This is a genomic window from Silvanigrella aquatica, from assembly GCF_001907975.1.
Lineage (GTDB): Bacteria > Bdellovibrionota_B > Oligoflexia > Silvanigrellales > Silvanigrellaceae > Silvanigrella > Silvanigrella aquatica.
The window spans coordinates 1,622,051-1,644,517 of the sequence record NZ_CP017834.1 but is presented as its reverse complement, the minus strand read 5'-3'; the positions used below and the strand labels follow the sequence as shown (position 1 = coordinate 1,644,517).

Sequence of the window (22,467 nt, the reverse complement as noted above, 5' to 3'; positions counted from 1 at the left end):
TGCTTCTCCAAAAAAAAGGTGAATATTTTTTACATTCTAAAAATACCTGTTTTTGTTTCTTCAATAGGCGAATTTAAGGCGATTGCTAAACTTGCTGCAATTACAGAACGCGTGACGCGCATATCGATGACACCATCATCCCATAACCTGGCTGAAGCAAAATAAGGATGGCCTTCTTTTTCATATTTTAAGCGAATCGGATTGGCAATTTCTTCAATTTGTAAATTGGTTAATTCTTTTTGTTCACGCGCCATCTGATCTTTTTTAACTGTTACCATAACTTGTGCCGCTTGTTCGCCACCCATTACAGATATACGACTCGAAGGCCAAGTCCATAAAAATCGCGGAGAATAAGCTCTACCACACATTCCATAATTCCCAGCACCATAAGAACCACCTAGTAAAAAAGTGATTTTTGGTACTTTAGCTGTTGCCACAGCATGCACCATTTTAGCACCATCTTTTGCAATTCCTGCACGTTCATATTGGGAACCAACCATAAATCCTGTAATATTTTGCAAGAAAACAATAGGAATTTTTTCTTTGACACAGATTTCAATAAAATGCGTTACCTTAAGTGCGCTTTCACTAAATAACACACCATTGTTAGCTATAATACCGCAAGAAATTCCTTCAATTGTGGCAAATCCTGTGACAATGGTCTTTGCATAACGTTCTTTAAATTCAAAAAAACGACTGCCATCTACAAGGCGTGCAATAATTTCTTTAATATCAATTTGTCTTCTTAAATCGCGAGGCCATAATCCTAATATTTCGGAAGGATCATAACTGGGCTCTTCATATGATCTTTTTTCAATATAAGCTTGCTTACGATAACCTAAATTTTCAATAATATTTTTTAAAATATAAATAGCATGTGAATCATCTTCAGCAAAATGATCGGCAACACCACTCAATTCGGTATGGACTTTAGCTCCACCTAAATATTCTGCTGTCACATCTTCTCCTGTAGCCGCTTTTACAAGAGGCGGGCCACCTAAAAAGATAGTTCCCGTTTTGTTTACAATGATGGTTTGATCGCTCATGGCAGGAACATAAGCACCACCTGCCGTGCACGATCCCATAACAGCAGATATTTGCGGAATTCCTTGCGCACTCATCATGGCCTGATTATAAAAAATCCTTCCAAAATGCTCCTTATCGGGAAAGACTTCCGACTGCATAGGTAAATAAGCGCCGCCGCTATCCACAAGATAAATACAAGGTAACTTGTTTTCTAAGGCAATTTCTTGGGCACGCAAATGCTTTTTCACTGTTAAAGGGTAATATGTTCCCCCTTTCACAGTAGCATCATTGCCAATTATCATGCACAATTTACCAGAAACTTGTGCTACTCCTGCAACAACTCCGGCGCTAGGAACAGAATCTTCATAAACTTCGTGAGCAGCGAGCATCCCCACTTCGAGAAAAGGAGATCCTGCATCACAAAGGCTTTTAATTCTATCTCGAACTAGCATTTTAGATTGACTTTGATGCCTTTCTCTTGCTTTTTCCCCACCACCCATACGAATTGTATTTTGTAGTTCTGTTAATTTATTACAAATTTCCTGATTATAATTATAATTCTGTTTAAACTCTTCGGAGTGTAACGAAATTTGGCTTTTGATAAAAGTCATTCTGTTTCCTTATTTATTTCTAAAATTAATTTAAATGCAATATTTTTAGAAATTAATTTTCTTCTCTTTTTTCTGGAACAAGTGTCACCATGTTTGGCCGAATGGCTAGAGAAAAATCGATCATTTCTTTTGTGTTACCCACTTCGAGATTCAAAGGGATTTGCAACATTTCTTTAAGTAGTCGCACATCTCTATCTTGAATATGGCGACGATCTTCGCGGAGATGAACGGAAATTTGATCGGCTCCAGTAAGTTGCACTAAAACAGCCACATCAATGGGATCGAGATATTTTGTCCCGCGTTGTTGGCGCAGTGCTGCAATATGATCAATATTTACTCCCCCTGTTGCCATAAAAAATATCCCCTTTCTCATTGTTTGTAACCAACAAAAAAAATCACCTTGAATTATTACACTTAAAAAGGATCTTCATGCAAATTATGGACTGCCCAAATTAAGATCAAAAACTTATTGTTTTAAATAAAAGAATCTATAAATTTTTAAATTGTGAGCAAAATTATATATAAAAATTAAAAATCTAATTTATATTTAGTACTTAAAGTATCATTTCATTTTTAATTTTATCAAATCAAGAACCTTATGATAGAGAGAATCTCAGGGCGAAATTTTTTTGCCATTAGTTTGGTAAGTAAGAATTTGCTATACTGACCATCAGGAGAGAGTGATTCTCTCTTTGCTTTTATTCGTTTCTATTTTTGAGCGCAAGGATCTTATGAAGCTTAAATCAATCCATATCTCGGGATTTAAAAGTTTTGCAGACAGAGTGAACATTCATTATCATGATGGAATTACGGGTGTCATTGGGCCCAATGGTTCTGGAAAATCAAATATTATCGATGCCGTGCGCTGGGTCATGGGTGAACAAACAGCAAAAAGTTTACGCGCTGACGATCCCACGGACATTATTTTTTCGGGATCTCAAAATAGAAAGCCCTTAAGCCTTGCGGAAGTCACACTTACATTTTCAAATGATGGCTTTCATTGTCCAGCAGAATATATGCATTTACCTGAGATATCGATTGGAAGAAGAATAAATCGCGGCGGCGAGCGTGAATATTTTATGAATCGTGAACCCTGCCGCTTAAAAGATATTGTCGAATTTTTATTATCCATTGGTCTAGGTTCAAAAAGTTACGCTATTATTCAGCAGGATAAACGTGATCGTATTATTCAAGCATCCCCTGACGATTTACGAGAAATTCTTGAAGAAACAGCAGGTATAACCGTATTTAAAGTACGTAGAAAAGAAGCTGAAAAAAGATTGACCTCTACAAATGAACGGATGAAAAACTTAGAAGAAATTGAGCAAGAACTTACACGACAAAAAGACTCTTTAGAAGAGCAAGTTGAAAAAGCTTCACAAAAATTATCATATAGTCAAGAATTAAAAGAAAAAGAAATTCTTTTAATTAAAAATCATGTGGGTTTTTATCGCAATTTAGCAGGTAAAATTAAAAAAGAAATTGATAGCAGATCTTCAGAAATTCAACAAGCCACTATTGAAGCGGGTGAGTGGGAATCCATTGCCAATGATTTAAAATCAAAGCAACTGGAATTAACTCAACAAATGAAAGCAACTGAAAATCAACTCGATGATCAAAAAATTGCGCTTACTAAATACCAAGAACGCAGTGAAAATTACAAACGTCGCCACGAAGAAAGAATAACGCAAAAAGAAAAATTTAAAAAAGAACTTGCTGATGAACAACTCAATTTAAAACGTGAAGAAGAACGTCAAGTTCAATTAATGGAAGAGCTTGAAAAACTCACCTTAAGTTTACAAAAACTCGATGCTGAAAAAGAAAGTTTTCAAGAAAAACTTGAAGAATTGGATGAATCTTTACAGGTTGATCGCATGCGTGGAGACGAAATTCGTTCTGAAATGCGCGCTATCGAAACAAGCCGCAATTCCTTACGCGCACGTAATGAATCTTTGTTAGACACAATTTCAAGATACAATCAACAAATATTAAAAATTACAGAAAATCATGGAACAACTCATCAATCTCGTGGACAAATTGCCGCTGATCGCAAAGGTATTGCCGACAATTTAAGCAAAGTTTCTTTGGGATTAAATGAAGTTGTGCTAAATCGCAATCAAATTGAATCGGAACTTGAAAACATTAAAAAACAATTTGATCAATCCAATACCGAACGTGAAATTATTAAGCAACAGCACATGGAAATTTCAAGTCATGCTTCTGTATTACAAAAATTAGTTGAATCAAATAGTGGATTATCAGATGGGACTTTAGCATTAAAAGAAAAACTTTCTAATCAAATATCTGGTTTTTTATTTGATGCTGTTTCCTTACACAAGGATGATGAAACCATTCTTGAAAACTGTATGCCTCATTTATTTCAAGCAGCACTACTTGAAAATACAGATGATTTTATTGAAATTGTCGATAAAGTTGAAGAATTATCTATTTCTAAAGTAACACTTTTTGTAAAAGATTTGGTCACACATTTATCACAAATTGAAGAAACAGATAAAGCCAATTTAGAATCTATTCATGGTATTCGCTGTGTGGGTGATCGCTTGGAAAGTTGTAAATGGCCTTCTGCTAAAAAGATTTTTGATCGCATTTTCATATGCCAAGACGAATGGATTTTATTAAAAGCAAGAAAAATATGTGCCCAAAGTCCGCATTTTATTTTTGTTACGGAACGCGGCACCATTTCTCATGGGACAATCGGTCTCAGTTGCGGACTTCTTCAAGAAGGCGCGTCGCAAGGTATTTTACAAAAACGCCGAGAATATTCCGAAGCAAAAGTACAAAAAGAAAAAATGCAGGAAAAACTTGCTAGTGCAGAAGGTGCTCTTTATTCTTTATCTGAAAAAAAGAAGAAAATTGAAATTAAAGTTGCAGAATTAGCATCTGTTTTGGAAAAAGAAAAAGTAGAATCTGTTAAGTTATCCAGTCAGCTGGAAAATTATGACTTACAACTGCGCCACGTTGATGAGAACTTAACACGCCTCGATGAAGAAAAAGAAAGACTTCAAGCGGAATTGTTGGAGTCAAAGGATTCTTTTGCTAAAAATCAAGGACAAATGGATTGCCTCGATTCTGAATTCAAATTATTACAACGAGATTTAGACGATTTCGAAAGTGACTTTTCAGATAAAAAAGAAACACGCGATGAAGTTTTAACACAACTACAAAGCAAAAAATCCGAACGCGCTGTTATATTAGAAAGACAAACAAACAATCGCAAATATTATGAAGAAATGGTTTTTCAATTAAAGCGCATGCAGCAAAAAGTGGATTCCTTTATTTCACAAATTGATGATCTAGATTTTCAAATTAGCAATGGAGAAAGTGAAGTCGTTCATTTAGCGAGTGAAATTGGAAATTTTCAAAAACAAGTCAAGATTTATGAAGATAAGCTCGAATATTTAGTTCAAGAAGAAAATGAAAACTCAGAAGAACTTAGAGTTTTTGAAAGCAAATTAAAGTCACAAAAAGATTCTGCAGCTTCTAAACAAAAATTTATTAACGAAAAACAACTTGAGCTGGCGCGCTATGACACTATTATCGAAACAGCATTAAAAGATGCTTTAGAAAAATATAATTTAGCCACACAAGATTTGCCTTTTGAAGCAAATAACGATCAATCTTTGCGCAACCAATTAGAAAATCGCATAAAAGAATTGCATGTTGCTATACAAGAATTAGGTGCCGTCAATGAAAGAGCATTGGAAGAGTTTAAAGATGTGAGCGAAAGATTAAACTTTTTAACGACACAAAAAGGAGATATTGAACGTTCTGTTCAAGAACTTTATTTATCCATTCAAGAAATTGAAGAAAATACCAAAGTGCGCTTCAAAGAGATATTTGACAAAGTAAACATAGAATTTCAAAAAATCTTCCCTGTTCTCTTCCCTGGCGGTTATGGAGAGCTTCATATGCTCAATGATCAAGATTTATTAAACTCTGGAGTTGAAATTCTTGTGCGCTTGCCCGGCAAGAAAATGCAAAATATGAGTCTGTTTAGTGGTGGAGAAAAAGCTTTAACTGCAATTTCACTTATTTTTAGTCTCCTCAAAACCACCCCCGCTCCCTTTTGTTTCCTTGATGAAGTCGATGCGCCTTTGGATGAAGCAAACGTCGGACGTTTCAACGATGTTCTCGATGCTTTAAGCAATGAATTCCAATTTGTTGTCATTACGCATAACCGGAGAACCATGGAAGTCTTAGATACTATTTACGGTATTTCTATGAGCGAACCAGGTGTTTCAAAATTAGTTTCTGTTGACTTAAGTGATGTTCCAAGTCATTTGCGAAAGAAACAAAAAACGGCCATTCGCTCAGGAGCGAGCGTAACATTGTAATTATTAATAATTTTTAAATTAATTAAATATTTTTAAATTATTATTAAATAAACTAATTAAATTTAATTTTTATAATTTTATATCTAAATTTTTTATTTAAATTACATAAATTAATTGACAATATCATATTTATTATCTAATTCCTCCTCTAATTGAATAGATCTTGTCAAAATAATTGCACAAGATAAATGCATTATAAAATTAAATACTGGAAATGATAAATGAAAAAATTAAAGTCATGCTTTAGCGCTTTTTTTGTTGCCTTAATTCCCTGCCTTGCTCATGCGCAAAATGAAGTTTCAAACTCTCCAAAACTGGGTCAATTAACATTTATTCCAGAAGAAAATATGTTTTTAAGCGAATCCGTGTTGACTGTATTTAAAAATACTCATGAAACAGAATATCAAAGTCGTTCTTCTTCTCGGCAATATGAAGTCAATGGGGTCAGGCTAGGAGAAACTTTCTCTTATTCTTTAAAAAAAAATTATATTCTGGGAATTAATCTCGACTATTACAATAAAACAGAAAAATTAACAATAACTAATTCTTCATATGGTACCCATTCAAGAAATAGTGGATTTGAAAATCCCAAATTCTTTTATTTAAATAGATATAATGAGCAAAATAAAGACAGCTCAAAATTTAATCTCGATTTCATTGCCCAACTTTCACCCGATCTTATTAAACCCAAAGAAGATGCCGTAGCTTCAGGAAATACACAATTTGCCTTGGGAGTTGTTCTAAGCCAAAATCGCAATGCATTTATTTGGAATGCAAAATCTCATCTCACTTACATAGGAAAAACGTCATTCGAAAATTCTCAAACTCAGATTGATTCCTATATCACTTTTCAATTAGGCGGTAATGGACAATATTATTTTGACGAATTATTAGGCGTTGATTTTGGTATCAACTTAAATTTCATACCCAAAAAATACGGCAGTTCAGACTTCGTTGATACAAGCTACGAAAGTCGAATTAAATCAGATGTGTATTTAGGTTTAAACTATAATGCCATTCCAAATAAAATGAATTTGTTCGCAAATATTGTAAGCGAATTAGAAACTGATTATGATTTTGAAGGCAAAGAGAAATATAATCAGTTTATTTCAAAATATAAATCAACAAATGATATTACATACGGATTAAATACTGGAATAAAATTTACATTCTAATATGACTAAGAGTTTAAATTGATAAAGACCTCCTCGTTTTCTGTATATTTTTATCCAATACATAGCTTTCCACAATCATGAAAAGGGGCAATTCAATTTTTTACAAATAAAATCGATTTATCTTTAAGCAACTTTTTTAAAATTTGTAAGCTTACCTATACATTTTTTTGCTATGGGATTTTGCAGAAAAAAAATATAATTTTTAAAACGCGCCTGATTTAATCGGTTTTACTGACAGATAAATTATAATAAAATAATATCTCAAAAATATTTAAATATTAAAAAATATTAAGAATAAGTATTTTAATTTTTAAAATTCATAAAAAATCTTTATATTTCAAAAAACATTTATTTTATAAATAAAAATAAATCATAATATTTAAACAAAATAATTATTTTAATTTATTTTAATTTACATAGAAATAAATAATAAAAACAAATACATCAAATTATCATTATTATTATTTTAAAATAATAATAATTTTTGTTGTATCTAAAAAACAAATATTATAATTATCTATGAATCTATTTACAGATTTTATATCTCTGATAGATAAAAAAATTTCAATATTTAACAATATCTAAAATAATTTTTATTATTTGGAGTGCATTATGTTTAAAAAAATCATATATCCTTTTATCATTGTATCAGTTTCTTCTGCCTCTGCCCAAGAAGTCAATTTTTTTGATGAAACAAATTTTTTGCATGAAATTAGAAAAGTGATTTTTAATACAAAGTCATGCCAAAATGAATTACAGCATAAAATGGTGGGTCCAAGTGGAACACTTCAAAGTGTTATCAACAATTTAGGTAACAGCTACAGTCCCGCTAATCTTAAATATGGAATAGTGGTAGATAGTTTATTAGTAACTGCGTTAACTGCAGGACTAGCGACTTATACCGCAGGTATTGATGGCATGAACATCACATCAATTCTTGATTTAATAAAACAAATACAAGATCATGATTTAGATCCCTTTTCGAACATTACAAATGGAAATGGTGAACCTCATTGTAAAATAGATCCACAAAATGTTTATATTGCTTCAAAACTCATTCGCACTTCAATCAATTCCATATTTTTTGCTAATAATCTTTTGGGTCATAATGATAATGGAGTGAATTTAGAGCCTAAAACTCTCACTATAAAAGAGACGCATGAGAATGATCCTGAACTACATAAAATACGTCTTGTAAATAGAAGTTCAAATGATATCACAATTGAAGAGATAAATGGAATTCAAATACCACTTCAGACTGTTATGAAAAAAGACAGTTGTCAAATTGGTTCGGTAATCGCTAGAGAAAATGATTGTCATATTTATTTAAAAATTGATACTTCAAATGTTCACTTTAAAAAACAAGTAAGCATGAATATTAGATATAAAGATAATGATAAAGTGAATTCAATTTCAAATAATATTATTTATGGGGTTGCTAGTAAAGATTGCGTTCCTTTTAAAGTTTATGCACCAGCTGGTATTGGATATGCTATTGAAATTAAAAAAATAGACTATTCATCAACAAACTTAGGCAGCTGTTCCATATTTAATGATTCGAACTATGGTGGAGATATTAAAAATCCTAATTATTTTAAACTTATTTCCGTTTGGAATGAAACCCCAAATATATATGTCTTAAAAAATTCCTCAATTACTTTAAACCGTTACCTAGGATCACAAAATAACTTTACATTTAATATTGGTGATGGAGAAAATAATTATGTACAATGCACAGGAACAACATTCTTACCATCACAAATGCCTTGCACAATCTCGCACAAAGAATTAGAAAGTGAAATAAAATTAAAAAATGAAAAAGTAACTGAAAATAATGTACCAACTGATATCATTGCTGAAACGGATAGTTTGTTAGAAAACAATGCTGACACTATAGCAACACTTACATCAGAGGAAATAACGCTTCCCATATTATCCGAAAATATTATTCTTCCTGAATTTGATGAAGATCCTTCAGAAAAAGTGGATAATCTTAGCCAACAGAATTCCAAAATCGCTTTTTGCAAAAGTTATTATAAGTCCCATGTTCGCAATGCCATGTCAAAATCATTATATGAAATTTATAGTAAAAATATAAATGACTCTAATATTGAAAGAAGCTCAAGCTTATCTAAACATATTATCTTTTCAGCAAAATCATTTATTGAAGCAATCGATAATGAAGAATGTCAGAATGATCCTACAAAAACTGTGCAGAATGGATATAAAATCGCAATTCAAAAAGCGCTATCCTTAAACGTTCCTCTAAAGTAACGCTTTTTCAAATTCAAGCATTTGTCTTTTTCGCTCCTTGCCCCAACGATAGTCACTTAAAGCGCCATTGGAACGGATAATGCGATGGCAGGGAATGACAAAAGCAATAGGATTGGTAGCACAGGCATTTGCCACAGCGCGCACTGATTTTGGCAATCCTATTTGCTCTGCAATTTTTTTATAAGATTGAGTTTTTCCAGTAGGAATTTGTTTTAATGCTTGCCAAACTTTTTTCTGAAAAAAAGTCCCTTCGACAAAAATAGGTAAAGTAAAATTCCGAGTTGGATTTTCTAAATAATTTAAAATCTCTTTTGACCATTCATGTTGATCCGCGTTCTCTAAATTTTCGATGACTTTATTATGATTTAAATTTTTAATTTTTTCTTCAAAAAACTCTTTAAAATCAGAAAACTGAATAGATATAATGCCAAGATCACAAATAGCTATAAAAACAAAACCAAAATTACATTTCTGAATTGTGTATTTAATTTTAATTTTTTTATTTCTAAGCATAATTTTTTTTAAATAATCTAAATTAAATTCTTTATGTTTTTCCATTATTCATTTTTCCATATTTATAATAAATTTTTCAAATTAAGGTAAATCAAAAATTAAAAACTGGCAGGGACTTTTAGGTGCTGAAAAAACTAAAATATCCCCTTCTGAAATGGCAAGACCATCACCCTGTTCGAGAATAATATTATCACCAAAAGTCATAGATCCTATTGCAATCTGAATCCATGCGTGCCGATCTCTTTCCAGCTTATATTGAAAACTTTCTTGAACAGCAAGCATTGCTTTATATATTTTAACATCCTGCTTTATTTTAAGGGAATCACGGGTTCCCTCTGGTGAAACAATGAGCGTTAATTTTTCATTTATTTGCGAAAAATCTTTTTGCTGATAACTTGGTTCTTGATTTTTAACAATAGGTTCTATCCAAATTTGCAGTAAATGCAGGAATTCAGAGTTCGAATGATTAAATTCGCTATGCTGAATGCCCTTACCTGCACTCATAACTTGAATTTCACCTTCCCGAATGACAGAGCCCGTTCCTAAGCTATCTCTGTGCTCTAAATTACCAGAAATAATGAAGGTCACGATTTCCATATTACGATGACCATGGGTAGGAAATCCTTGTCCTGGTTCTACTTTATCTTCATTAATCACTCTTAAATTTCTAAATCCCATGAACAAAGAATCATAGTACTCGCCAAAAGAGAAGGTATATTTTGCATGGAGCCAGCCAAATTCACCCTTACCACGATCAGAACTTTTTCGAATATGAATCATAAATATATCCTTGTTCAAATTTAAGTTAATATATAATTATAATTCTATATTATTTAATGTAAAACTGCGCATAGACATACCACTGTTTTGGAATTTCTCATAAATGAAATTGACAGATTCAGCTTCTTCTTGCAAGGCTATAATATAAAGTAACGGCAAATAATGTTCTTCTGTGGGCACAGACAACTTTGCACTTCTCCCAAAAATTCTTCTATATCGAATAATGGAATTATGATCTCTTTCAATTAATGCTTTTTTTATATTTAAATCAAAATCAATAGCCCACTGTGGAGAAGGAGCATTTATATCTTGATCAAATGAAAAAAAAGAATGGACAATATTTCCCGTTCCTAGAAATAAAATACCCTCTTTTCGAAGGGGTTTTAATAGTAAGGCTAATTTATAGTGATCTGCTGTTCTAAAATTTAAATTAAGACTTAATTGCAATACAGGAATATCTACCTTTGGAAACATATGTACTAAAACACTCCAAGCACCATGATCAAGTCCTCGATTAAAATCAATTTGCGGGGAATAATCTTTAAGCAATAATTGCATTTCTTGCGCAAGTTTAGGATTTCCTTTAGGAGCGTATTTTATTTGATACAATTCATCTGGAAATCCTGAAAAATCATAAATTGTTTTTAAATTTTCAGCACCTGTTATAAAAATACCTTCAGTATTCCAGTGCGCTGAAATACAAACAATAGAATTAATATTTTTAGAAATATTACGTCCTAAGTGCGCTAGAGTTTCAGTATAATCATTTCTTATAATTGCATTTAAAGGAGAACCATGGCCGATGAACATCGCAGTCGCGCTTTGAGATTGTTCCATTTTATGCTCTTTTCGCAAAAATTTGTATTCATATTTATGAAACTATTTTAAACAATTTGGGAGAACTTGAATATCCAATTTATTGTCATATTCCGCTCTTGCCATGTCATTTAAAAAGTTCCAGGAATAAGTTGTGATATTATAAATCATGGCGCCACCAAAATCATTTGTTTTAACGTAATTAGAAATACTTGAAGAAAAAGAACTACTCTGGTTAGCATTTCCACCTAAAAATAAATGCTCCTTATTCATTCCATACTTTAAATACCTATTTAATCTACTCGCAAAATTACTTGAACTATAAGTCATTTCCCAACCATAATCCAAATATTTTGCTAATTTGCTACGGCTAAAATCAAAGTCATCATTAAATAAGGCTTTAGTCAATATTTTTCCATTAAAATTAGGGTCATTTTTTATATAATGGGCAAGGTCAGAAATTGATGTTCTGTTTGAAAAACACGTTGAATATTCATCATCAATATCAACACCATCTAATTTATATTTATTTACCATATTTACAATTTCTTTAGCAAATTTTTGTTTAGCGGCATCCTGAGTCAGGCAAGCCCAACCCGCATCTTGGTGATTTCCTAATAATGTGATTAAAACCTTAACTCCTTTTTTTTGTAAATTAGAAATCTGATCATAATCATTATTCAATAAATGGGATACTTGTGGATTAAAATAAATTTCGGGACTATTAATATCAGATCCATTAATATTTGCAGCAAAAATGGATGTGAAATCAATATATGGTTTCCCATTATCAGAACGAACATAACATCCTATATTGGATAAATTATTTGAATTGACTTCGACATAGGACATTTTAATAAAGGCATTTGCATTACTAACAAATAAAAATAAAAAAATATTGAACAAATAAAATCGACATTTATATTTCATTCTTTCTCCTAACATCATATTTTTTTGAATTCTAGGACGAAGGATAGCAACTGAAATTAAGGGTGTCTAATGAAAATCAAACTTTTAAATTTAAAATTTATTAAAAAGCATATTAAAATTAAGTGTTTATAATAAAGTATCGCAAATAAATAAATTCGATTGTTCTTCTTGGAATAGTTATCAAATACTTGCGATAAGTATTGAAATTTGTTACCCCGTTAGAGTCAGTTTTTTAAGAACGGAGTTCTCTTTATGCAAAATCCTGTTTATATGCAATTAAATGTTGGGGCAAATGAAGCCAATCGACTTTATTGGCATGGTCAATATTATTCCTTAGAAGTTGTTCTGGTATTTCCAAAACAAGTCGAATCTAAAGATGAAATGCAAAAAAATCTTGAGCTCAGCACACTTGTATTAAAGCTGACTCCCTTTAAAAATCATTTTAGAGCGAAAATGTTAGCCAGTTTAACATCGCAAGAAAATGTGCAACAATCAAATATTATTGGATTAACAGTTACAATTAATATTCGTACATTAAAAATATTAGAAATTCTGGATACCCGGGAAATCGCAACAACTTTGGATGGTGAAGGATCAGGAAGCATTCAACGTGATGAAAGTCACCAAATAAAGTTGAGCGATAAAGAAAATTCTTCCTTAATTGAGGCTCTTGAAAAACTAGCAGAAGGTAATTTAATGCCCCATTTACGACAACCTTTTATCAGTTTTTTCCCTGATTTTGTTGATGATCAATGGCAAGAACGTATTCCTAAAAGACAAAAAAAATCGGCCTTAGTTCCTTTTCAAGCCGTTTTTCCTTACGCAGGAAGTATTGAAAGATCATTTGAAAATAAAATGTTTGCCATGGATGATCTCTATTGTGTCAATCCCGAATGTGATTGCAGTGAAGTCACTTGTGTCGTTTTAACTTTTGATCCGGAAACCGGAAGAGAAATAACTCATGGAGGCTTTAAATATAATTTAGATAAAAAAACATTTAAAGCGATTCCAAATTTTCCTAGTAGTTTTAATTCTCAAGAATGGTTTAAGCAATTTAGTAAGCAAAATGCAATTCAATTACAACTAGCCTTCCAAGCACGATATGATTTTCTAAGAGAACGCATAAAGTAACAATTAAGGTTTTTTCTTTTTTGTTACTTTTCTTTTAGTTGGTTTTTTAGTTGTTTTCTTAGCTGTTTTTTTTGTTTTTGCGCCTTTTTTTGCGCCTTTTTTTGCGGTGGTTTTCTTTGTCTTGGTTGCTTTTTTCTTTTTTGTGGAAGACTTTTTCTTTTTAGGAGAGGATTTTTTCAAGACTTTTGCAAAAGACCAAGAGTATCCATCAATATCTACAACTGTGCAGTATCTATCGCCCCAATATACATCCTCAGGAGCATGAACACTGCGCGCTCCATTAGCAATAGCTTTTTCATAAATTTTATCTACATTATCTACAAATACATAAAATGTTTGCGGCGGAACCGCATTCGTTGTTGCTGGAGAACGTGAAGGATTTCCCATGGATCCTTCTGCATGTAGCATAAACAATACCGTATTTTTATGAAAAATATTAATATGATTTATACTTCCATGATTGTCCTTCATCCCTTTTGATTTAAAACCAAATGCTTTTGCATAAAAATCAGTAGATCTTTCCAAATTTCTAACTGCTAAATAAGGTGACAGCCATGGCATACGAGTCGGACGAGGATCCATACGTTGTTCCTTTATCATAAAGTTTAAAAGTAAATTGCCCAATTAAAATTCTGGCAAAATTGCACTCCCAATTCAAGATTAAATGGGAAAAATATTTTCATCATGGCGTCAATTTGACAAAATTAACTTGAGAATCAAGACTCAATGTATTGAATGATAAGATTTGAAATTTGATTTAACGGGAACGATTGAGTGACAGACAAATAAGTTGCTGGATTGTTTGATAATGAAAAATGCCCATAACTAGGTAAACTTAAAGAACAACTGGCGGTAAAATAATTTTTTTTATCTTGTGATAAATACCTCTCTATAATATGAGGAGGGATTGGATTTTTAATTATGACAGGATAATTTTCGGTAATTTCTCTAATTAGTTTTTCAAAATCATTTAAATTTGATGCTGTCTGAAGAAACCCTTTTTTTAATAAAAATAATAACCCATGAGCAACGGCAATACCATGAGAAATATGTGTAATAAATTCTTCATCACTCAAGGACTCAAGGACATGGGCTAATGTATGACCTAAGTTTAAGGAAGTGCGAATGTCTTTTAATTCAAAGGGATCAAGATTCACAATATGAGATTTATATAAAATATTTTTTTTAATGAGATAAGTATAATCTTCAATAGAGGCCGTACTTTTATAAATTTTTAAAATAGTGGATATATCATTTTCAAATTCACCAAAAATCCAAGAGTGTTTTATGGCTTCGATAAGCCCACAAACTTTATTTTCAAGTGACAAGCTAGAAAAAAAGGAGGGATTGAATAAAAGTTTTTCGGCTTCATAAAATAACCCAATCTGGTTTTTCCCATAAGGAAAATAATTTACACCGGTTTTTCCACCCATACCTGCATCAATTGATGCTAGTAAGGTTGTTGGTAAATAATAAACTTTTATTTCAAGCAATGCGGCAATGAAGCCTGCAATATCTAAAGTAATGCCGCCTCCTAACGCAAATATGAGGTTTGTAGAATTGGGAATATAACTTAGAATATTGTATACAGTATCTATATTTTTAGATCTTTCATTAGGTAAATAGACATAAGAAGAATTTACATTTTTCTTATAAAAATTATTTATAGAATCATAATTTTTCAAAAAATTTTCATCAAAAATAAAGAAGGAATTATTTTCAGAAAAAGAATTTAAAATACCTTCGCATTGCTGTTGATCTACAAATTCTGGCAGCGGAATTGAATAATGATAATTCTTTTTAGCACATTCAGATAAAAAACCTCTTTTAAATATTTTGCAAGCTAAATTATATATTTCTTTACTATAATTTGAAGAATACTGAGGAGTTGATTTTCGAGTATAGCCGCTTGTAAAAAAATCCTCGAGAATTTCATTTAATTCTATTTGATGATTTAAAAATATATTCTTCATAAATTGTTTTGAATTTCAGCTAAAAATTTATGATTTAAAGAAATTTGCCGTAATAAATGATCTGCTATGACCAACCAAAACATGGATTCGATTAAAGGAACAGCACGTGGCAAAACACAGGGATCATGGCGCCCCGAAGTAGGTGTAAATTGAATTTCTTTAAAATCTTTAGTCACTGTATTTTGTTGCTTAAATATAGTTGATACAGGCTTAAATCCCACACGAATAAAAATAGGCATTCCATTTGATATTCCACCTTGAATGCCACCTGATCGATTGCTTCGCGTTATTATATTTGATTCCTTATCCAAAAAATAGGCGTCGTTATTTTCACTTCCTTTTAAAAAGGTGGAAGCCCATCCTTCACCAATTTCAAAACTGCGCGCTGCAGGCAAACTCATCATTGCTTTTGCTAAATCGGCTTCAAGCTTGTCAAAAACAGGCTCGCCCAAACCACTGGGGATGTTTTTTGCCACACAACAAATAACCCCACCAAGGGAATCTCCCTTATTCTTTGCGCTCTTAATTTCACTCATCATATTTGCAGCGGCTATTTCATCGGGACAGCGAATTGAACTTGCTTCCACGTTACTTAAAGTAACAGAGTTCAGATCGACCTGTGCCTGTACATGGCCAATACGATCGACCCACGCAATAACATCAACTTGGGGCAAAAGAGTTTGCACATAAGCTTTCGCAACAGCAGCTGCCGCAACGCGGCCAATGGTTTCACGGGCACTGGCACGCCCGCCGCCACTGCTTGCTGCTGTGCCATATTTTTTAAATGTCGTATAATCAGCATGTCCTGGGCGAAAAATTTGGTTGATATCGTTATAATCTGAAGATTTTTTATCTTGATTTCGAACAAGAATCGCAATAGGTGTTCCCAAGGTAACTTCGTTTTCTACACCAGAAAGTATTTCGCAGATGTCTAATTCCGCTCGCTGCGTTGTAAATTCATTTTGACCAGGTCTTCTGCGATCTAAAAAAGTCTGAATTAAATTTTGACACATTGTTACGCCCGGTGGACAGCCATCGACAACACAGCCTAAGGCCACTCCATGAGATTCTCCGAATGTGGACACACGAAATAAAGTACCTAATTGACTTCCCATTTCGAATTTTCTCCTAAACTATTTCAAGTTGAAAACCAAGTTCCTGCACCTGATTAAAAAATTGAGGTGCCGTTTTTTCAACACATTTGGGATTTTTTATAACCACATTTTTTGCCATAGAAGCAATAATAAAGCCTGACATGACAAAACGATGATCTTCCCACGTTTCAAATTCACCATTAATGCTATTTAGATTTCTTTGACAAGGATATATAATAAATCCATCTTTTTTTTCTTCAATATTTAAATCAAGGGATAATATATTTTTAACAAAACAGGCAATACGATCGCATTCATGTTTTCTAATATGTGAAATACCTATAATCTCAATAGGTGCATCAGCAAATAATCCGAGAGCGCCTAATGTCAGCGCTTGATCACTAAAATATGAAAAATCAAAAATGCGATTGCCTTTTGGTTTTAAGTTGAATTCCCTTTTGTAAACCATAATTTCTGAATCTAAAATTTCGATATGAGCTCCCATTTCAATAAGAACTGATATAAATTTAAGATCAGGTTGCAACGTATTTTTTCCTAAATTAAGAATGCGTAAATTAAAATTATGCAAAAAAGCCAATGCAAGAAAGTAACAGCAGGTTGATGCATCAGCTTCAATGCAATAAGAAAAGGCATCAATTTTATTTTCTGTTTTTTGAATTTCAAATAAAGTCAGATTATTATTGCAATGAATGTAACCACCAAAATCTTTTATAATTTGCATGGTCATGCGTACATAATCAGGCTGAACTAAACGTTCAATGCGTTCAATCACAATTTTATTTTTAGCTCCATGAGCAGCAAGTAATAAACCACTTAAAAACTGCCCCGATACAGCGCCACTTATTGAGCATTTCCCCTTTAAATCTGAAGAAATTAATGATAAAGGCAAAGACTCACCCTCAATATTTGCATTTAAAGACTTCAGCGCATGAATTAACGGCGTAAGAGGTCTATTCATCAATTGCTTATCAGCATAAACATGAGATTTTAATTCTTTACTACGCGGAAATGTTTTTTGCCAGTTTAAAATAACGGAAGGAAAAAATCGAGCCAGAGTTCCCGCCTTACCAAAATATAAATTTTGTTCATTTAAAAAATTATTTTGTGGAGGAACAATATGAACAATTTTTAATTGATAATTTATTTCCAATGAAAACCCTAGTTTTATAAGAGAATTCATCCCCCAATAGGAGTCCTCTGAAAATAGCACACCTTCTAAAGTAACAGGAATGCCACTCATTCCTGCTAGAGCAATTGCTCTATTTGAAAAACTTTTTGAACCCGGGACAGTAAGCTGCGTATTTTTGAAAAAGTTTTTACCCAGCACCTTAATTTTAGAAATACATTCTTCATTGTTTAACGAGAATAAAAAATTTTTTATTTCCATAAATTTTCGCATTTTACATTATTTATAAATTTTAATAAAAGAGATCCATTATGCTAAAAGCATAAGTATCCTTCAAAAATCAATGTATGCTCAAATCATTGCCAAATGCAATTCACACCATGGCGAAAGCGGTAAATAATTTGAAATCATAAGAAAAACAATGTATTAACTACATCACTGATTTTTTTCCAAATTTCATATTCAGGTATTTTTAAGTACCTCTCATCCGCAGCAAGGAGAATTCATGTTCTTTATAAAGAGATTTATTACTTATTTTGCTTTTTTATTATGCTTTTTACCACATATTATTCAAGCTAAAAATAGCGATCCGGTTGTGCTTGTTCATGGCTTCACGGGTTGGGGAAGAAATGATTTAAACGGGTTCTATTACTGGGGAGGATTTAACGATCTGCAGGAAGATTTAAAATCACAAGGAAATGTAGTTTTCACAGCTTCCGTAGGAGGATTAAGTTCAAATTATGACAGAGCCGTCGAACTTTATGCGCAGATTAAAGGAACATGCGCAGATTATGGCGAAGCTCATGCAAAAAAATACGGGCATGCCCGTTTTGGGCGTTGTTACCCAAAATCACTTTATTCACAATGGGATGATACTCATAAACTTCATTTTGTAGGGCATAGCCAAGGGGGACAAACAATCCGCTCACTTATTAAACTTTTAAAAGAGGGGTCTGCTGTTGAGATTAATTTAAATTATAGTGACATGAGCGATTTATTTAAAGGTAACAAAAATTGGGTGACAAGTATTACAACTATTGCAACACCAAATAATGGAACGTCTCTTACAAATATTGTAGATGCTTTTCTTCCTACAGCTCAAGCCTTATTAACAACATTTAGTGCCTTCGTAAATGTGCAAAAGAATCCCTTATTGGACTTAAAATTAGAACATTGGGGAATAGCTAGAGAGAAAAAAGAATCTCTAAAAGATTATTTTAATAAAATTTTTAACTCCGCTGTTTGGAATACTAAGGATATGAGTAAATGGGATTTAAGTCCGGAAGGAGCTAAAGAATTTAATGATTCTGAGAAAACATATCAGGATATCTATTATTTTTCAATGTCAACACATTCAACATTTATTACAAATCCATTTAATAGCTGTAAATTATCACTTCTTTCCATTCTTGATTTTCCTTCAGGTGCAATTGGTTGTTTTACACAAAGAGAAAATGGCAAAGTAACAATTGATTCAAAATGGTTAGCCAATGACGGAATTGTAAACACTTATAGCATGGCAGCACCCTTCCAAAGCATAAAAAAGGAATATCACGATAGCGCTGTCATAGGTGTTTGGAATCACTTAGGAACTAAAGAAGGCTGGAACCATCTAGATATTATTGGTGCTGTTCCTGTTTTAGGAAAATCATATTGGAGTGTAAAAGATATTTACATGCAGCACTTAGAATTGTTACATTCACTTTAAAAATTTTAATTTTATGGTTGAGTCATATGCTTCATTGGTCTAAATATTATGAGCAATATCATTTGCCCTGATGACTAAAAGGTAAGGATTTTTTCAAATGCCCATTCATGACTCCAACGAAATGATTTTTTCAGTAATGTATTCAATTATTTCAACAATATTATTGCTCATCATTCTTTACTTTTTGAATTTAGCATCGTCAAAATTCACAAATAAAATTTTAACTTGGAAGGGAACTAAAATTCGCCCTTTACGCATTCGAAACCTAGAGCTTCTCACAGCGGATCGTCTTATCTCTACTCTATTAGGATGTATTCAAGCACTGCGAATTTTTTTTACTCTACTTTTGCTTTATTTTTATATACCTCTTGTATTCAGTTTTTTTCCTTGGACAGAAAATTATGTTCCTATATTATTACATTACGTAACAGATCCTTTAAAAGTCATTTCAAATGTCATCATTGATTATATTCCTAAAATTTTTATAATTATATTTGTTGCTATAATTACAAAATATATTCTTCAATTTATAAAATTTATTTTTAGAGAAATTGGAAGTGGAACAATACATATTAATGGCTTTTATAAAGATTGGGCAGAACCTTCTTACAAACTTGTTCGCATTCTTATTTTAGCATTTTCATTAATTATTATATTTCCCTATCTCCCCGGTTCGGGTTCACCCGCATTTCAGGGAATATCGGTTTTTTTAGGCATCTTATTTTCATTAGGATCCAGTTCAGCAGTCGCAAATATGGTTTCGGGAATTGTGCTAACTTATATGATGCCCTTTAAAGTAGGAGATAGAGTTAAAATATCTTCTACTGTAGGCGATGTGATTGAAAAAAATCTGCTTGTGATTCGGGTACGCACAATAAAAAATGAAGACATTACCATTCCAAGTTCCATGGTATTGGGAAGTCATATTATAAATTATAGCTCTTCAGCTCAATCCTATGGCTTAATTCTGAATACAACAATTAGCATCAATTATGACACTCCTTGGCGCCTTGTTCACAGTTTACTTACTGATGCCGCATTAAAAACCAATGATATTCTGAAAGAACCAAAGCCATTTGTTTTGCAAAAAGAATTCAATGATTTTTATGTTTCCTATGAAATCAATGCTTATACAAATCAGCCTAATAGAATGGCAGATATTTATTCTGAATTAAGACAAAATATTCAAGATATTTTTCATGAAGCAAAAATTGAAATTATGTCACCCCATTATACAGCATTTCGCAATGGTGATAAAAATGCAATTTCTACTACCGATTTTTCCAATGGATTTTTAAATCAAAGAGCTAAGGACAAAGATAAAATTTCTTAGTACTTATTTTAAGGCCATGATAGCATGTGATTTGTCATCAATATTTTTTTCATTTGCAATATGTAGGCGGATATCACGCTGTGGAAATGGAATTGAAATTCCTACTTCATCAAAAGATTCTTTAACCGTTCTTTGCAAATAAAAATTCACATCCCAATAATTATCGACATGAATCCAGCAACGTAACATAATACTCACGGAACTTTCTGTTAAAGCCGTTACAGCAATAACAGGAGAAGGTTCTTTTAAAATACGACCATCGCGACTGCTTAAATTTAATAATATTTCTTTTGCCTTTTCAATTTGAGTAGAATAAGCAACTCCAACTACAAAATCGAGACGTCTAGTGCCATTTCTTGTAAAGTTTTTAATAGATGAATTCCATAGAAGATTATTTGGTACACATAAGTATAAACCATCAGCAGTTTTTAACGTCGTTGTAAATAAATTAATTTCTTGAACACTTCCTGAATTTGAACCGCATTCAATAACATCATTTACTTTAAAAGGACGTAAAAAAATGAGCATAATTCCCGATGCAATATTTTGCAATGTGTCTTTTAAGGCAAGAGCCACACCCAGCCCTGTTGCACCTAGAAAAGCAATAATACCATTGGTATTTGCTCCAAAAATATTTAATGTAATTAAAACCGTAATGATAAAGCCAGCATAACGAATAATTGTTATTGTAAAGGGAACCAAGGTAGAATCTATTTTAGTCCCTTTTAAATTTGCTTTACGAAGTGCTCGAATAAGTCCTTTTACAATAAAAAACATAATACCAGCTGCAATAACAGATAGTAACAAATTATAACTAAAGTCCCAAAGAACATCCCAATGAAATTTATTGAAAAACATTTGTCAGATCTTCCTTATTAAAAATATAGCAATGGATTAGCAGAAATAAAAATACTAAATTTTGTATTTTTATTATAGTATTATACAGAAAATTATAAATCTTGCAATATTGATAATTCATTGCATGCATGCATGTATGGATAGATGAGAATTTAATTATTTCATTAGAAGATTATAAATCTAAATATTAAATTAAAATTTAATTAAACTTTGAATTTGAGCATTTTCATTATCTTTTAACAACAGATCTTTTCCATTTAAAAAAGTAAGTTCAATTAAAAATGAAAATCCGGCAACAATAGCGCCGCTTTTATTGACAATTTTTGCCGTCGCACTTGCTGTTCCGCCCGTAGCAATAACGTCATCAATAATAAGGTAACGGTCGCCTTTTTTTAAAGCGCTACTTTGAATTTCAATACAATCTGTGCCGTATTCCAAGGCATAGGATTCGGAAATAACAGAACCCGGTAATTTTCCTTTTTTACGAGCCGCAATAAAAGGCAAATTAAGCTCTAATGCCAAGGGAATTCCAAAGAAAAATCCACGACTTTCAATTCCAATTATATGCTGGATATTAATCAAACGAGCATAATCCGCCATTTGAGAAATCACTTTTTTCATCACAAGAGGATCTCTCAAAAGTGGGTTGATATCTTTAAATATCACTCCTTGTTTTGGAAAATCGGGAACATCTTTTATTATTGTCAATAATTCGCTTTGCAGACTCATTTTATTTTCCTTAT

The 22,467-nt window shown here is 32.1% G+C and carries 17 protein-coding genes and 1 pseudogene; 6 read left to right on the top strand and 12 right to left on the bottom strand.

The window, feature by feature from the left end:
* Window positions 1–29: 29 nt before the first annotated feature.
* Together AXG55_RS06810 and AXG55_RS06805 are read right to left on the bottom strand one after the other, a co-directional pair.
* Window positions 30–1,637 (bottom strand): carboxyl transferase domain-containing protein, encoded by a 1,608-nt coding sequence (locus tag AXG55_RS06810; RefSeq protein WP_148697379.1) that lies wholly within the window; start codon window positions 1,635–1,637, stop codon window positions 30–32.
* A 58-nt stretch (window positions 1,638–1,695) separates the two neighbouring features.
* Window positions 1,696–1,989 (bottom strand): annotated as a pseudogene (locus AXG55_RS06805) (pyridoxine 5'-phosphate synthase); the annotation flags it as partial.
* 379 nt (window positions 1,990–2,368) lie between these two features.
* Here AXG55_RS06805 and smc point away from each other — a divergent pair.
* The 3 genes from smc to AXG55_RS06790 all read left to right on the top strand — a co-directional run bounded on the left by smc (window position 2,369) and on the right by AXG55_RS06790 (window position 9,441).
* Window positions 2,369–5,992: a chromosome segregation protein SMC gene (gene smc / locus AXG55_RS06800; RefSeq protein ID WP_233231436.1), complete on the top strand. Its 3,624-nt coding sequence runs from the start codon at window positions 2,369–2,371 to the stop codon at window positions 5,990–5,992.
* Between the two features lie 221 nt (window positions 5,993–6,213).
* Complete coding sequence (locus AXG55_RS06795; RefSeq protein ID WP_148697376.1) at window positions 6,214–7,167, top strand: hypothetical protein; 954 nt, start codon at window positions 6,214–6,216, stop codon at window positions 7,165–7,167.
* Window positions 7,168–7,779: 612 nt separating this feature from the next.
* The gene (locus AXG55_RS06790) at window positions 7,780–9,441 is read left to right on the top strand and encodes a hypothetical protein (protein ID WP_148697375.1); all 1,662 of its coding nucleotides are present in this window, start codon (window positions 7,780–7,782) and stop codon (window positions 9,439–9,441) included.
* Here the strand turns inward: AXG55_RS06790 and AXG55_RS06785 are convergent.
* From AXG55_RS06785 to AXG55_RS06770, 4 genes are read right to left on the bottom strand one after another with little or no spacing between them, the layout of a single operon-like run.
* A complete protein-coding gene (locus tag AXG55_RS06785) occupies window positions 9,433–9,999 on the bottom strand; it encodes a methylated-DNA--[protein]-cysteine S-methyltransferase (protein WP_148697374.1) in 567 nt (188 codons plus the stop codon). The genes AXG55_RS06790 and AXG55_RS06785 overlap by 9 nt on opposite strands.
* A gap of 36 nt (window positions 10,000–10,035) precedes the next feature.
* Window positions 10,036–10,734, bottom strand: a complete 699-nt coding sequence (locus AXG55_RS06780; RefSeq protein WP_148697373.1) for a pirin family protein — start codon at window positions 10,732–10,734, stop codon at window positions 10,036–10,038.
* 36 nt (window positions 10,735–10,770) lie between these two features.
* Window positions 10,771–11,571: a dioxygenase family protein gene (locus AXG55_RS06775; protein WP_148697372.1), complete on the bottom strand. Its 801-nt coding sequence runs from the start codon at window positions 11,569–11,571 to the stop codon at window positions 10,771–10,773.
* A gap of 42 nt (window positions 11,572–11,613) precedes the next feature.
* Window positions 11,614–12,480, bottom strand: a complete 867-nt coding sequence (locus tag AXG55_RS06770) for a glycosyl hydrolase family 18 protein (RefSeq protein ID WP_233231435.1) — start codon at window positions 12,478–12,480, stop codon at window positions 11,614–11,616.
* Window positions 12,481–12,732: 252 nt separating this feature from the next.
* Here AXG55_RS06770 and AXG55_RS06765 point away from each other — a divergent pair, with 252 nt between their 5' ends.
* On the top strand, window positions 12,733–13,611 hold the full coding sequence (locus AXG55_RS06765; RefSeq protein WP_148697370.1) for a hypothetical protein: 879 nt from the start codon (window positions 12,733–12,735) through the stop codon (window positions 13,609–13,611).
* A 3-nt stretch (window positions 13,612–13,614) separates the two neighbouring features.
* Here the strand turns inward: AXG55_RS06765 and AXG55_RS06760 are convergent, their stop codons facing one another.
* The 4 genes from AXG55_RS06760 to aroA all read right to left on the bottom strand — a co-directional run bounded on the left by AXG55_RS06760 (window position 13,615) and on the right by aroA (window position 18,086).
* Window positions 13,615–14,193 (bottom strand): VOC family protein, encoded by a 579-nt coding sequence (locus AXG55_RS06760; RefSeq protein WP_233231434.1) that lies wholly within the window; start codon window positions 14,191–14,193, stop codon window positions 13,615–13,617.
* Window positions 14,194–14,327: 134 nt separating this feature from the next.
* Window positions 14,328–15,584, bottom strand: a complete 1,257-nt coding sequence (locus AXG55_RS06755; protein WP_148697368.1) for a 3-dehydroquinate synthase family protein — start codon at window positions 15,582–15,584, stop codon at window positions 14,328–14,330.
* Window positions 15,581–16,699, bottom strand: a complete 1,119-nt coding sequence (gene aroC / locus AXG55_RS06750; protein WP_148697367.1) for a chorismate synthase — start codon at window positions 16,697–16,699, stop codon at window positions 15,581–15,583. Before aroC ends, AXG55_RS06755 begins: the two co-directional genes overlap by 4 nt.
* A gap of 13 nt (window positions 16,700–16,712) precedes the next feature.
* A complete protein-coding gene (gene aroA / locus AXG55_RS06745; protein WP_233231433.1) occupies window positions 16,713–18,086 on the bottom strand; it encodes a 3-phosphoshikimate 1-carboxyvinyltransferase in 1,374 nt (457 codons plus the stop codon).
* Window positions 18,087–18,330: 244 nt separating this feature from the next.
* On the opposite strand from aroA, the gene AXG55_RS06740 reads away from it, so the two are divergent.
* The gene (locus AXG55_RS06740; protein WP_148697365.1) at window positions 18,331–19,533 is read left to right on the top strand and encodes an esterase/lipase family protein; all 1,203 of its coding nucleotides are present in this window, start codon (window positions 18,331–18,333) and stop codon (window positions 19,531–19,533) included.
* A 97-nt stretch (window positions 19,534–19,630) separates the two neighbouring features.
* Window positions 19,631–20,866, top strand: coding sequence for a mechanosensitive ion channel family protein (locus AXG55_RS06735; RefSeq protein ID WP_148697364.1), 1,236 nt, complete (start codon window positions 19,631–19,633; stop codon window positions 20,864–20,866).
* 3 nt (window positions 20,867–20,869) lie between these two features.
* Here AXG55_RS06735 and AXG55_RS06730 read toward each other — a convergent pair whose 3' ends face one another.
* Window positions 20,870–21,724, bottom strand: coding sequence for a mechanosensitive ion channel family protein (locus AXG55_RS06730; RefSeq protein WP_148697363.1), 855 nt, complete (start codon window positions 21,722–21,724; stop codon window positions 20,870–20,872).
* Between the two features lie 192 nt (window positions 21,725–21,916).
* The gene (locus AXG55_RS06725) at window positions 21,917–22,453 is read right to left on the bottom strand and encodes an adenine phosphoribosyltransferase (RefSeq protein WP_148697362.1); all 537 of its coding nucleotides are present in this window, start codon (window positions 22,451–22,453) and stop codon (window positions 21,917–21,919) included.
* Between the last annotated feature and the right edge of the window lie 14 nt (window positions 22,454–22,467).